The sequence below is a fragment of the Bathymodiolus heckerae thiotrophic gill symbiont genome (assembly GCF_900128515.1).
Classification (GTDB): Bacteria; Pseudomonadota; Gammaproteobacteria; order PS1; family Pseudothioglobaceae; genus Thioglobus_A.
Genome location: NZ_FQTP01000045.1, coordinates 1 through 13,851, shown reverse-complemented (window position 1 = coordinate 13,851; position 13,851 = coordinate 1). Strand labels below are relative to the sequence as shown.

At 38.6% G+C, this 13,851-nt stretch carries 14 protein-coding genes; 9 read left to right on the top strand and 5 right to left on the bottom strand.

Going from position 1 to position 13,851, the window contains the following annotated elements; genetic code table 11:
• Positions 1 to 8 precede the first annotated feature (8 nt).
• Entirely contained in the window at positions 9 to 257 is a 249-nt protein-coding gene (locus tag BTHERMOSOX_RS06760) for a glutaredoxin domain-containing protein (protein WP_138120345.1), read from the bottom strand.
• 2 nt (positions 258 to 259) lie between these two features.
• Positions 260 to 1,096: an Hsp33 family molecular chaperone HslO gene (hslO, locus tag BTHERMOSOX_RS06755; protein WP_249360632.1), complete on the bottom strand. Its 837-nt coding sequence runs from the start codon at positions 1,094 to 1,096 to the stop codon at positions 260 to 262.
• Between the two features lie 41 nt (positions 1,097 to 1,137).
• On the opposite strand from hslO, the gene BTHERMOSOX_RS06750 reads away from it, so the two are divergent.
• Entirely contained in the window at positions 1,138 to 1,953 is an 816-nt protein-coding gene (locus BTHERMOSOX_RS06750; RefSeq protein ID WP_249360631.1) for an RluA family pseudouridine synthase, read from the top strand.
• On the opposite strand, the gene BTHERMOSOX_RS06745 is transcribed toward BTHERMOSOX_RS06750, so the two are convergent.
• Complete coding sequence (locus BTHERMOSOX_RS06745; protein WP_138120342.1) at positions 1,954 to 2,163, bottom strand: hypothetical protein; 210 nt, start codon at positions 2,161 to 2,163, stop codon at positions 1,954 to 1,956. It abuts the gene before it with no gap.
• 134 nt (positions 2,164 to 2,297) lie between these two features.
• Here BTHERMOSOX_RS06745 and BTHERMOSOX_RS06740 point away from each other — a divergent pair, with 134 nt between their 5' ends.
• From BTHERMOSOX_RS06740 to purL, 8 genes are read left to right on the top strand one after another with little or no spacing between them, the layout of a single operon-like run.
• Entirely contained in the window at positions 2,298 to 2,906 is a 609-nt protein-coding gene (locus BTHERMOSOX_RS06740) for a LemA family protein (RefSeq protein ID WP_138120341.1), read from the top strand.
• A gap of 25 nt (positions 2,907 to 2,931) precedes the next feature.
• The gene (locus BTHERMOSOX_RS06735; protein WP_138120340.1) at positions 2,932 to 3,954 is read left to right on the top strand and encodes a M48 family metalloprotease; all 1,023 of its coding nucleotides are present in this window, start codon (positions 2,932 to 2,934) and stop codon (positions 3,952 to 3,954) included.
• A 5-nt stretch (positions 3,955 to 3,959) separates the two neighbouring features.
• Positions 3,960 to 4,736 carry a type I methionyl aminopeptidase gene (gene map / locus BTHERMOSOX_RS06730; protein ID WP_138120339.1) on the top strand — a complete coding sequence of 259 codons (777 nt, stop codon included), beginning with the start codon at positions 3,960 to 3,962 and terminating at the stop codon, positions 4,734 to 4,736.
• A gap of 55 nt (positions 4,737 to 4,791) precedes the next feature.
• Positions 4,792 to 5,388 carry a DUF502 domain-containing protein gene (locus tag BTHERMOSOX_RS06725; protein ID WP_138120338.1) on the top strand — a complete coding sequence of 199 codons (597 nt, stop codon included), beginning with the start codon at positions 4,792 to 4,794 and terminating at the stop codon, positions 5,386 to 5,388.
• 28 nt (positions 5,389 to 5,416) lie between these two features.
• Positions 5,417 to 7,168 carry an aspartate--tRNA ligase gene (gene aspS / locus BTHERMOSOX_RS06720; protein WP_138120337.1) on the top strand — a complete coding sequence of 584 codons (1,752 nt, stop codon included), beginning with the start codon at positions 5,417 to 5,419 and terminating at the stop codon, positions 7,166 to 7,168.
• Between the two features lie 4 nt (positions 7,169 to 7,172).
• Complete coding sequence (nadA, locus tag BTHERMOSOX_RS06715) at positions 7,173 to 8,123, top strand: quinolinate synthase NadA (protein WP_138120336.1); 951 nt, start codon at positions 7,173 to 7,175, stop codon at positions 8,121 to 8,123.
• A gap of 54 nt (positions 8,124 to 8,177) precedes the next feature.
• A complete protein-coding gene (locus BTHERMOSOX_RS06710) occupies positions 8,178 to 8,921 on the top strand; it encodes a YebC/PmpR family DNA-binding transcriptional regulator (protein WP_138120335.1) in 744 nt (247 codons plus the stop codon).
• Entirely contained in the window at positions 8,921 to 12,748 is a 3,828-nt protein-coding gene (purL, locus tag BTHERMOSOX_RS06705) for a phosphoribosylformylglycinamidine synthase (protein WP_138120346.1), read from the top strand. The genes BTHERMOSOX_RS06710 and purL overlap by 1 nt, the downstream gene beginning before the upstream one ends.
• Before the next feature lie 2 nt (positions 12,749 to 12,750).
• On the opposite strand, the gene BTHERMOSOX_RS11940 is transcribed toward purL, so the two are convergent.
• Positions 12,751 to 12,975: a type II toxin-antitoxin system RelE/ParE family toxin gene (locus BTHERMOSOX_RS11940; RefSeq protein WP_283204844.1), complete on the bottom strand. Its 225-nt coding sequence runs from the start codon at positions 12,973 to 12,975 to the stop codon at positions 12,751 to 12,753.
• A gap of 169 nt (positions 12,976 to 13,144) precedes the next feature.
• A partial coding sequence (locus tag BTHERMOSOX_RS06695; protein ID WP_212744630.1) for an aspartate/glutamate racemase family protein occupies positions 13,145 to 13,851 on the bottom strand: 707 nt, incomplete at its 5' end.

The window sequence follows — 13,851 nt, the reverse complement described above, 5'->3', positions numbered from 1 at the left end:
CACTTTTTTTAAGTTTCGATACCCATTTCTCGTAGCATTAAATATGCTTCAAGATCATCACAACCGCCAACATGCTTTTTACCTAAAAATACTTGAGGGTAAGTTAGCTCATTGGGCGCCATGTTAAGCATGCCATCATTTGTCCATGTAATTTCATCAACTAGGCGAACCTCATATTCAACCCCTTCTTCATCAAGCATGATTTTTGCTCTATTGCAATACGAGCAATTCGGCCTGGTCCAAATAATATTTTCCATAATTAATCCTTAAAAATATGATTGACGTCATCTTCATTAAAAAATAAATGCTCGTTACAAATTTCATTATGAATCGAAATTTCACCCTGCTCTTTTAATAAATCACGTGCATCTTGCTCGCCCAAATCAAAAATAATCCTTTCAAATCTTTCACGATTTTGTGCACATTCATAACTTACCCAATCGGGTTTGAATAGCTCTAAAGTCTCCTCATGGAATAATCGATGTAGAAGAGACTCTGCATCAAGGTTATTCAACTCTTCATTGGTAGTAGTCGCTGCTAAAGCGCCTACTCTATTCCAGCCGTCAGAATTATGCCGATCTGATTCTGGCATTTTTTGCAACAACATAGCTGATAGGTTATCTTGAGTTGAGGTTATCCATAGTTTAGATTCTAACTGCTCAGACTGAGAGAAGTAATCTTCAAACGTGGCAATCAGCCCTTTTGAATTTCTAGGCACTAATGATTGAAAGCTACGATCAGTTTGTGCATTGTATAGCGTGACAACAATTTGCCCTTTGCCTAGAATTTTATCGAGCGAATCCCTCTCTTCAAAGGCGCCTTCAGCTCTAACCATGCCGAGAATTTTTAGATTATTTGTTACTTCAACTAGCAATAAATTAACAATGCCATCGCCTTGGATTTGCAAAGTAATTTTACCTTTGTGCTTCATGCCATTCGCCAGAAAAACACCCAAAGCACATAGCTCACCAAACAGTTGACGAACTTGCGGGGCATACCTTCGATTTTGAATCATATCCTGCCAAGTGTCACTTAGAGATAAGTGCTGGCCACGAATGTCTAAATCTTTAAATATAAATCTATTAATTGTATTCATAGGTATGATTTTAATTTATACCAAACGCCATAAGCAATAAAGTGATCGAAAGAAAAATTACCATAAAAACTGACAATCAATTACTAATTGATGCTCTGACTGAATCAACCAGCCTGTCAAAGCAGGTGCTTAAAATAGCGCTTGATAAAGGTTGTGTTTGGCTAAAAACTAGTAAAAAAATTAATCGCATTAGGCGCGTTAAAAAACCGTTAAAAATTGGCAATGAAGTTTTTATTTATTTCAATGAAAAAATACTCGATACTTCTCCTGCTCAACCCACCCTACTGTTAGATAAAAAAGACTATAGCATTTGGTTTAAACCTGCAGGTGTGTTTTCTCAGGGTTCAAAATGGGGTGATCATTGTACCTTGACCCGATTAGTAGAGAAATCATTAGATCGAACAACTTTTTTAGTTCACCGACTTGATCGTGCCACAAGTGGTCTGATGATTATTGCACACACTAAGCTAATGGCTAAAAAATTCTCAAAACTGTTTACTGAGCGCCATATTAAAAAAATGTACTTGGCCATTGTTGAGGGTAATTTCCCACATAAAAATATTAGTCTTAATGATGATATCGATGGCAAACATGCACTTACTCATGTTACAAAATTAAAATTCAACACAAATAAATCCTTATTAAAAGTGCATATCGAAACTGGCCGAAAGCATCAAATTAGGAAGCACTTAAGCAGTATAAATTTTCCAATTATTGGAGATAGACTCCATGGAAAGGCTGAAAAAAATCACCTTGAAGATCTACAACTTCAAGCAATTAATCTTGTTTTTAAGTGCCCTATCGAGCATAAATTAATTGATTTAGAGCTATCTAGAGATATGCAGTTAACGCTTTAACTAAGAACAGTCTCGCTCTATTTCCCCATCCCAAATAGCAGGAATAATAATTCTCAAACATTCACTCACTGAAAGCTCAGCACAAATAGAAGGTTCATCTAATTTTTGATGCTTGTGTTTTTCAAGTGCTGTTGGTGTCATTACAGAAGTATTTTTACGATCTTCACAGCTCGACAACAGTACCAGTGTTAGTATAAAAATTTCAATCATTAAATTTATTGTAACCCAATAGACTTTACTTGGGTTACAAACACCTATTCACCAGGTGTTATATTTGTAAAAAAAATTACAATCGTCGTTTATAATTAACTCTTTAAATTAATACAAAAGTACAAGGATAAATTATGGATTTTATTATGCAAAACTGGATAACTATTTTAATTATTGCCGTTGTTGTGATATGGATTGTTGGCATTTACAACAAGCTTGTTTCTTACAAAACTCAATATCAGAATGGCTTTGAGCAAATCAGTGTGCAACTTAAACGTCGCTTGGATCTTATTGGTAACTTGGTGGATGTTGCTAAAAAATATATGGAGCATGAAAAAGAAACACTAATGGCAGTAACTCAAGCCCGATCAGGACTTTTAAATGCAACTCAGGCAGCAGAAAAAAAACCAGGCGATGCAAGTGCAATGGCTACTTTAGCAACCTCGCAAGTTGCTCTTGATAGTGCAATGGGTGGTTTTAATTTAAAAATGGAAGATTATCCAGATCTAAAAGCCAGCGAAAATATGAAGCAATTATCTGAAGAAATGACAACCACAGAAAATCGTATTGCAGCAGCACGCCAAGGTTATAACGACTTAGTTCAAAAATTTAACGAGTACAAAAAATCTTTTCCAACGGTTGTTCTTGCTGGCATATTTGGATTTGGTGACGATGCTAAAAACTTAGAATTTAGCGAAAGTGTTGAACAACTAAACGAAGCGCCAAAAAATTTATTCGATTAATTAAAACTCGATATTTTAAACAACCATGGACTTTAGAGAGCATCAAGATAACGCTAAGAAAAACAGTCGAATCATTTGGATTTTGTATGTTTTATTATTACTTGTCTCCTCTTTTTTAATTGGCTGGACCTTTGTTGTTGGACTAAATTTAGCTGAGTTGTATCAGCCTGGCTACGAGCAATATAGCTTTTGGGATAAGTTTAGCTCAAGCAACATCTATATTTTCAATAGCAAAAACGGGCAATTAGAAATTTTAGCTGGTTTTTCCGCCATTGCATTTATCGTACAAGGTCTTACAACTGCTGCTGGTTTTTTTAAAAAATCCAATGGTCATAAAGTAGCTCTTGCTTTTAATGGTGAACTGGTTACTGAAGACAATGCTGATGAGTTGGGTGCAAAACAAGCGCTTAATATTGTAACAGAACAAGCGCTAGCGGCTAGCATACCAACACCAAGTTTTTATCTAATACCAGAAGAAGGTATCAATGCATTTGCCGCTGGAAAAAAGGCAGAAAATGCTATTGTTGCGATCACTCATGGTGCACTTAAAAATTTTAATCGTGCAGAATTGTCAGGCGTTATTGCTCATGAAATCGGCCATATTGTTAATCAAGATATCAAGCTAAACATTCAAATATCAGCTTTTGTTTTCGGCTTTACTGCTCTCTTCTTTTTGGCTAGATTTATCTTCTATAGTGCCATTCACAATCGTAGAATGGACGCTCGTGCAAAACTCGCTATGTTTGCTGCGGCCATTATTATTGCTATTATTGGCATGTTGACAGTATGGATGGGTAGAATTTTGCAAGCAGCAATGAGTAGGCAGCGTGAATACTTAGCAGACGCTTCGGCCGTTCAATTTACTCGCTATCCAGAAGGCTTAGTACAGGCATTTGAAGTGTTAAAAAATGGCAAAAAATCTACTAAGATGGAAAACCCATCTTCTAAAGAATATGCTCATGCTATGATGTTTGGCATTGGTGGCGAACTATTTGCCACCCATCCACCACTTGACGAACGCATAAAACGTATTCAAAATAACTCTTAACTCCTATGGCGATTGATATTAAATCTGAAGATGAAATAAACAAAATGCGTATTGCTGGCCGTTTAGCTGCAGATGTTCTAGACATGATTGCGCCTTTTGTTAAAGCCGGTATTAGCACCGATGAACTTGATAAAATTTGCCATGATTATATTATTGATGTGCAAAAAGCCATTCCTGCACCACTCAATTATCATGGTTTTCCAAAATCAATTTGCACCAGTGTAAACAACGTTGTTTGTCATGGCATCCCTTCTAACAAGTTACTCAAAAAAGGTGATATTGTTAATATTGATATTACTGTGATTAAAGATGATTACCACGGGGATACTTCCAAAATGTTTGTCATCGGCAAGGCTAGTGTTAAGTCGCAACGCATTTGTCGTATTGCACAAGAGTGTTTATACATCGGTATTAAGAAAGTTAAGCCTGGTATCAAATTAGGCGAAATTGGACTTGCAATCGGTGTACATGCTCAAGCAAATAACTATTCTATTGTGCATGATTATTGTGGCCACGGCATTGGACTGAAATTCCATAGTGAGCCTCAAGTTGTACATTATGACGATGGCAATATTGATATTAGCCCCGTTCTTGAAGAAGGTATGACCTTTACAATTGAGCCTATGGTTAATATCGGTAGTTTTGAGGTAGCTACATCACAAGTTGATGGCTGGACAGTGACCACCAAAGATCGCTCTCTTTCTGCGCAGTGGGAACACACTATTTTGGTAACTAAAGAAGGCTATGAAATCCTTACTCTTAGAGACGAAGAGGATATCTAAATTACTAGCTCCTTGTGCTAAAATAAGGTTTTTTATTGTTACCAAAATCTAAGCGTTGAAAAACCTAAGAAACTATTTCATTTCCGGCCTACTTTTTTGGATTCCATTAGGCCTTAGCATCGTTGTTATCAAGTTCTTCTTGGAGCTTGTTAATGACATTGTGCCATCTAAATATCTGCCTGAAGCCTTATTTAATTTAGAAGGCAATATTCCAGGGTCTGGCATTATTTGGGTATTGCTTATTTTGGTCGTAACTGGTCTTTTGGTTAATAATTTCATTGGCAGAAAATTAGTTAAAATATGGGAAAATCTACTAGATAAAATTCCAGGGTTTCGCGGTATTTACAAAGCTCTAAAACAGCTTTCTGATACGGTACTTAGCCCTTCTGGAAACAGTTTTAAAAAAGCACTATTGGTCGAATATCCAAGAAAAGGAATGTGGACTATAGCTTTTCAAACAGGTAATTACCAAGGTGAAATTGCAACAAAAATTGGCGAAGAAATTATTAACATTTATGTGCCAACAACACCAAATCCAACCTCTGGTTTTTTTATCATGTTGCCGAAAAAAGATACGATTGAACTAGACATGAGTGTTGACGAGGCATTCAAACTGGTTATTTCTACTGGTGTAGTAGAACCAAGCAAATAATCGAACAGATTAATAAAAAGGAAAAAATATGAGAACGAATTACTGTGGCGAATTAAACAAAGAAAACATCGATCAAACCGTTGAAATTTGCGGCTGGGTTAATCGTCGTCGTGATCATGGCGGTGTTATTTTTTTAGACATTCGTGATAAACGTGGCATTGCTCAAGTAGTAATCAACCCTGACAATGCTGATTTTACTATCGCTGAAACCATTCGTAACGAATTTGTGCTTAAGATTACCGGTCAAGTAATCGCTAGAGCTGACGGCTTAGCCAATCCAAAATTAACCTCAGGTGAGATTGAAATTGTTGCCAGTAATATTGAAATTCTCAACACTTCTAAGCCAGTTCCTTTTCAAATTGATGCAACTGACACTTCAGAAGAAGTTCGCCTTAAATATCGCTACCTAGATTTACGTAATGACGTCATGCAAAAACGCATGCGCCTGCGCTCAAAAGTAACTCATTTTATGCGTGAGTTTATGGAAACAAATGATTTTTTAGACATTGAAACACCTTTTTTAACTAAAGCCACACCTGAAGGTGCGCGTGATTATTTAATCCCATCAAGAACTCATCCTGGTGATTTTTTCGCCCTACCTCAATCTCCTCAATTATTTAAACAGTTGCTAATGATGTCAGGTTTTGAACGTTATTATCAAATCGTAAAATGTTTTAGAGATGAAGATTTACGCGCCGATCGCCAGCCAGAATTTACCCAGCTTGATGTAGAGACTTCATTTATGAATGAAGATGAAATCATGGTAATGATGGAAGAAATGATTCGTGGCTTATTCAAAAGCATTATTGATGTTAACTTGGGTGACAACTTCCCAACAATTACTTACGCTGATGCAATGCATTTGTATGGTGTTGATCGCCCTGACATGCGTATTCCAATGAAAATGGTGGATATGGATGAGCTTATGCAAGGTGTTGACTTTAAGGTATTTTCTGGTCCGGCTAATAGTGACGACTCTCGTGTCGCTGCTCTTCGCGTACCAGGTGGTGCGTCAATCAGTCGTAAACAAATTGATAAATATACAAAATACGTTAGCATCTATGGTGCCAAAGGCCTGGCTTATATCAAGCTTAATGAAGACGGTCCAGCTTCACCGATTTTAAAATTCTTGGGTGACGAGGTTACTGCAAAAATTATTGAGATGACAGGCGCAGAAACTGGCGACATCATATTCTTTGGTGCAGATAAAACTAAAATTGTTAACGAAGCACTGGGTAACTTACGCGAACAGCTAGCAAAAGATTTAGATTTATACGATAAAAAATGGGCTGCCATCTGGGTGATTGATTTCCCAATGTTTGAAGCTAATGATGACGGCTCATTAAGCGCCATTCATCATCCATTTACAGCGCCTAATGTTAATGCAAAAACATTAGAAGATACAGCAGAAACTGCCCTTTCAAGAGCTTATGATTTAGTTATTAACGGTTCAGAAGTAGGTGGCGGTTCAATTCGAATTCATCAGGTTGAAATGCAGCAAACTGTCTTAAAATTATTAGGCATTTCCGATGAAGAGGCGCAAGATAAATTTGGCTTCTTATTGGATGCGCTTGAATATGGCTGCCCTCCTCATGGTGGCATGGCATTTGGCCTAGATCGCTTAGTTATGATTATGACGGGCTGTGATTCAATTCGTGATGTTATCGCTTTCCCTAAAACGCAAACGGCTGCTTGTTTATTAACCAACGCCCCGTCTAGTGTACCCAGAAAAGTTCTTCGCGAGCTTAGCGTACAAGTGAGTCTAGCAAAACAAGACTAGTTTTGTGAGTAGTATTACTGATCAAATCAAGGCAGAACTAACCGCTAAAAATGCTGTGCTAGTGGCTCATTATTATGTCAGCGCAGAACTACAAGTATTAGCTGAAGAAAGCGGTGGTGTTGTCTCTGACTCTTTAGAAATGGCTCGTTTTGGGCAAAACTGTGCGGCAGATACTATCATTGTTGCAGGGGTAAAGTTCATGGGGGAGACGGCCAAAATCCTTTCTCCTGAAAAAACTGTTTTAGTGCTTGATGAAGGTGCCACCTGCTCTTTAGATGAAGATTGTCAGATTGATGAATTTTCAAAATTTTGCGATCAACATGCTGATCGCACTGTTGTTGTTTATGCTAATACCAGTGCTGCAGTTAAAGCTCGTGCTGATTGGGTAGTAACTTCAGGGAGTGCACTCAAAGTAGTTAAACACCTAAAGAATCAAGGTAAGAAAATTCTATGGGCACCAGACAAACATTTAGGTAATTATGTTAAAAACGAAACGGGTGCTGATATGTTACTTTGGCAAGGCTCTTGTGTTGTGCACGAGCGTTTTAAGGCAGATGCTTTAGCTAATTTAAAAATACATCACCCCGAGGCTGCTGTATTGGTTCATCCTGAATCACCACAAGCTGTGGTTGATTTAGCAGATGTTATTGGCTCAACCACTGCACTAATTAACGCAGTTCGTGACCGCCCAGAACAAACTTTTATCATTGCAACAGACAATGGAATTTTTCATAAAATGCGTGAAGTTGCGCCTAATAAAACATTAATTGAAGCACCAACCGCAGGACAGGGTGCCGATTGCGAATCTTGTGCTCATTGCGAATGGATGGCAATGAATACACTTGAAAATTGCTTAAGCACTATTACAACAGGAAAGAATGAAATTAAAATTGATGCGTCTGTTAATCAAAAAGCGCAAAATTCAATTCAAAAATTACTCGACTTTACTGCATAAAGTTATTACATAAAAGGTAAAATTTAATCCCAATATTCACCGGAGAAAAGACCCATGGCAGGACATAGTAAATGGCATAACATTCAACATCGTAAAGGCGCTCAAGATGCTAAACGTGGCAAGATTTTTACCAAGCTAATCAAAGAGATTGTCATTGCTGCAAAAGCGGGTGGCGGTATTATTGAAAATAATCCAAGCCTTAGAATGGTTATTGATAAGGCCTTAGCGGCTAACATGAAGCGTGACACGATTGAGAGTGCAGTTAAGCGCGGCTCTGGTGATTTAGATGGTGAGAACTATGATGAAGTACGCTATGAAGGCTACGGCCTTGCTGGTACTGCTGTTATGGTTGATACGCTAACCGACAACCGTAATAGAACAGTTGCCGATGTACGTCATGCCTTTACTAAACATGGTGGTAATTTAGGCACTGATGGTTCAGTTTCTTATCTATTCACCAAGCAAGGCTTTATTAGCTTTGCATCAGGGTGTGATGAAGATCAAATTATGGAGGCCGCACTTGATGCAGGCGCAGAAGATATTATTACTAATAACGACGGTTCAGTTGATGTTATCACTTCACCTGAAGAATTCTTCACCGTAAAAGACGCATTAACAGACGCTGGTTTAGAGAGTGATCATGCAAAAGTTACAATGGAGCCTTCAACTCGTGTTGAATTAAACCTTCAAGATGCTGAAAAGTTTATGAAACTGATTGAGCGTTTAGAAGATCTTGACGACACTCAAGAGGTTTATCATAATGCAGATATTTCTGAAGAGGTAATGGCACAATTATGATTCACATTCATCAAGGTATCAATGCACTGGGTGCATTTAAAACGCAAGCTTTACAAACTAAACTTAGTCAGGCGCAAGCAGGTCTTTCATTATTAGGCGCTGAGTTTATTCATTTTGCAAATTTAAAGTCAGACCTTGATGAAGATAAATCTAAACAGTTAACTCAATTATTATCTTATAACCAGCCCCTTGAAATTACCAACACTATCTCAAGCATTATTATCACCCCAAGATTAGGCACGATTTCACCTTGGTCATCAAGAGCTACTGACATTATGCATTTGTGTGACATGACACAGATTGATCGTATTGAGCGCGGTATGATTTATCATTTTGATGCAAAAATAACCAACCATAAACAAGTCCTGACTTGTGTCATGGATAAAATGACTGAATCAGAGTTAACTAATATTGACAATGCTCACACGCTATTTGATAATTTTGAGCCTAGGCCATTTTCTAGTGTTGATATCCTTAGCCAAGGTAAACAGGCGCTTGAGAAAACAAACACAGAACTTGGATTGGCTTTATCCTCTGGAGAGATTGATTACCTAGTTGAAAGCTTTATTAAACTGGAGCGCAACCCAACAGATATTGAATTAATGATGTTTGCACAAGCAAACTCTGAACATTGTCGTCATAAGATTTTTAACGCTGATTGGACGATTGATAATACTGAGCAAGCGAAAAGCTTATTTGCCATGATTCGTAACACTTACCATAAGCATCCAGAAGGCTTGCTAAGCGTTTATTCAGACAACTCTGCAGTCATGGCAGGCTATGATGGAGAACGTTTTTATGCCGACAAAGATGGTAAGTATGTAAGTTCTAATGAGCATCGCGCCATTCTAATGAAAGTTGAAACTCACAACCATCCTACCGCTATTGCACCTCATCCTGGTGCGGCAACCGGATCTGGTGGAGAAATACGCGATGAAGGTGCTACCGGTCAAGGTTCAAAACCCAAGGTTGGCTTGTGTGGTTTTAGTGTTTCTAATTTAAAAATTAATGGCGCAACCCAACCTTGGGAAGTAGAGCATGGCAAGCCTTCGCAAATTGTATCAGCGCTCGATATTATGCTTGAAGGTCCTATCGGTGCTGCTGCATTTAACAATGAATTTGGCCGCCCAAATATATTGGGCTACTTCCGTAGCTATGAACAAACAACACCAGATGGTGATGTTCGCGGCTATCACAAGCCAATTATGCTAGCAGGTGGCTTGGGGCATATTCAAGAGCAGCATATTAAAAAAGGTGAAATTCCAGTTGGCAGTAAGATTATCGTTCTAGGCGGTCCAGCTATGCTAATTGGTTTAGGTGGTGGTGCAGCCTCAAGTATTAAGAGTGGTGAGCAAAGCGAAGATTTAGATTTTGCCTCTGTTCAACGTGCCAATCCTGAAATGGAAAGACGCGCTCAAGAAGTGATTGATCGTTGTGCAAACTTAGGTAATGACAACCCGATTATTTCAATTCATGATATTGGTGCTGGTGGCTTATCTAACGGCTTGCCAGAATTAGTCAATGACTCAGGTCGTGGTGGTCGTTTTGAGCTGCGTAATATTCCAAATGATGACAATCAAATGTCACCTTTAGAGATCTGGTGTAATGAATCTCAAGAGCGCTATGTTCTTGCTATCGCACCTGCTAGTCTAGATTTATTTAGCAAACTTTGTGAGCGTGAACGTGCGCCATTTGCCGTATTAGGCGAATCAACCAAAGAGCAAGAGTTGGTGCTAAGTGATGAGTTATTTTCCGATACACCGATCGATATGCCAATGTCAGTATTATTGGGCAATCCACCTAAAACCAACATTGATGCAATTACTCAAAAAATTAAGCTAAATCCATTGGACACATCTGACATTAAATTAAATGATGCTATTAGTAGAATTTTGCAATTACCAACGGTTGCTAGCAAAAACTTCTTGATTACCATTGGTGATCGAAGTGTTACGGGCATGGTTGCACGTGATCAATTTGTGGGCCCATGGCAAGTGCCAGTGGCTGATTGCGCTATTTCAATTTCTGACTACGTCGGCTATAAAGGCGAGATTATGTCTTTGGGCGAGCGCACACCACTGGCATTATGCGATGCTAATGCTGCAGCACGCATGACCATTGGTGAATCATTAACCAATATGCTAGGTGGTTACGTTGCAGATATTCATGATATTAGCTTAAGTGCCAATTGGATGAGTGCCAGTGGCCATAAGGGTGAAGATGAAAAATTATTCGCTGCCGTAAAAGCGGTAGGTATGGATCTGTGTCCAGAATTAGGTCTAACCGTGCCAGTTGGAAAAGACTCGATGAGTATGAAAAGCTCATGGAATGAAGACGGCAAGGATAAATCTGTCACCTCGCCATTGTCATTAATCATTACTGCTTTTTCTAAAACACCAGATGTTCGATTACAGCAAACCCCATTATTAGACACTGAAGGAAAATCTGAATTACTACTTATTGATTTAGGCTTTGGTAAAAATAGAATGGGCGGCTCATGTTTGGCTCAAGTTTTCAATCAAGTTGGCGACATTTCGCCTAATCTTGATGATAGCACTGTGTTCAAATCATTCTTCACTACGATTAACCAGCTCAATAAAGATGGTCTAATTAGCGCTTACCATGATCGAAGTGATGGTGGCATTATCACGACTTTATTAGAAATGGCATTTGCCTCACATTGTGGACTAGATATTCAAACAGATGTCAGCATTGAAAATTTATTTAACGAAGAATTAGGCTGTGTCATTCAAGTTAAATCAGAAAACAAACAAGCGGTTAATGATGCATTAGCCAATGCTAGCTTGACGCAATGCACTCAAATAATTGCAACGATCAATACTTCTGACAATATTAATATTATTGAAAATAGGCAAAAAATTTATACCGCACCTCGTGCTGAATTACACTCTCTATGGTCATCTACTTCATACGAGATAGCCAAACTACGAGATAACCCTGATTGCGCTAAACAAGAATTTGATGGCGTTAGTCAACCAACAAATGGTATTAAAACAGACCTAAGTTTTGACCTTAATCGGTCAATTGTTACGCCATTTATTAAAACCAATGTCAAGCCAAAAATCGCCATCCTTAGAGAGCAAGGCGTTAACGGTCAAGTGGAAATGGGCGCTGCATTTGATAGAGCGCAGTTTGACGCAATTGACGTACACATGAGTGATATCCTTTCTGGGCGAATTTCCCTAGATGAATTTAAGGGCTTGGTAGCTTGTGGTGGATTCTCTTATGGTGATGTATTAGGCGCAGGCAGGGGCTGGGCAAATTCAATCCTTTACAATGCTCGCGCTAAAGATGAGTTTGAAGCCTTTTTTAATCGTGACGATAGTTTTAGCCTAGGTGTTTGCAATGGCTGTCAAATGCTTTCAAACCTCACGCAAATTATTCCAGGATCACAAAACTGGCCAAGTTTTAATCGCAATCTGTCAGAGCAATTTGAAGCGCGCTTTTCGAGTGTTAAAATTGGCAAGTCTAATTCTATATTCTTAAAAGATATGGCGGGGTCAACCATGCCAATTGTAATTGCACATGGCGAAGGACGAGCATCATTTAATAGTAGCGATGCAAACAACATCGTCTTACAATATGTTGATCATAGTGGCGCTGTGACTCAAGCCTATCCTCATAATCCAAATGGATCAGAACGAAGTGTGGCTGGTGTTACCAATGACTCGGGTCGAGTAACGATTATGATGCCGCATCCTGAGCGTGTTTTTAGAGCTATTCAGCTTTCACACCAACCTAAAGAATGGACTGAACGCAGCCCGTGGATGAGAATGTTTGAAAATGCTAGAACTTGGGTTGATTAAATTTAAAACAGTTTATAAGCGTGAATTTTTTGCAAGAGCAAATCTTCAAGATTTTGTCTTGAATCCAAGATTGCCATTATATAAACAGTATCATCACCCACTTTGTAGATAACCCTCCAAGGAATTACTATCACCTCTCTATAAATAGTAACTCCTTGTTTTTGTAATTCTGGTGGTGCACAACCCTTTAATGGAAAAAAATTGCTTGATTTGGCTTGTAATCTTATTTTTAAATAAACTTAATTTGCATTACTCGGAGAATCCTTTTTAATGTAATTAACTATATTTAAAAGGTCACTCTTTGCATTCCCTCTGACGCCACAGGCGGCTTACAAGATAATCTGTTATCGCCACCCATTAGATGCGAGCGCCCTGCGGTCGCATCTAACGCCACAATCACACACTCGTCGCGTGCATTGCTTTGTTAGTGTCAGGTTTAGCTTTCATATTAGATATGGCATTAATATGAACTAGAGCGCTGTCCATGACAGAAAACCCACACTCTTCTCCATCGAAAGCAAGACACAGGTCGGTTCCGGCTAAAACGATAATCTCAGCACCTTGATTTTCACACATATTTTTACCCGCCAAAAAAAATATTTCTCGCTGGCGGCGACCTATCTTTCCTGTGGTAGCCATTTGTATATATTCATCGTTTACGCAATCAAACTCGTCCCCCAGGGGCACTACAATTTCAGCAGACGAAATTCCACCAAACAATTTTGATCTCATGGAAACTCCATGGCCAAGCAAGCCAACTTTCTTCAATCCTTTATTGGCAAACTCAAATTCAAGAGCATCTATTATGTTTATTACAGGAATGGGAGATAACGCCTCAAATTCCGACACACAAAAATGACCAGCTATTGACGATATTACTACGACGTCAGCACCCGCCTTCTCTAATCTTTGCGACATTTTAAGAAATAGCCTGGCCTGAACGTCAGATGCATTTGAAGTAATATTGTTAATTAGATCACTCGCTTCGGCGTGAACGATAGTTAACTCCAATTTCTTGTTCGCAGCCTTATATGCTTTAACAAGATTGCGATAATAAAATTCCGTCGCAGCTGGACCAATTCCACCGATCATACCTATGTGCA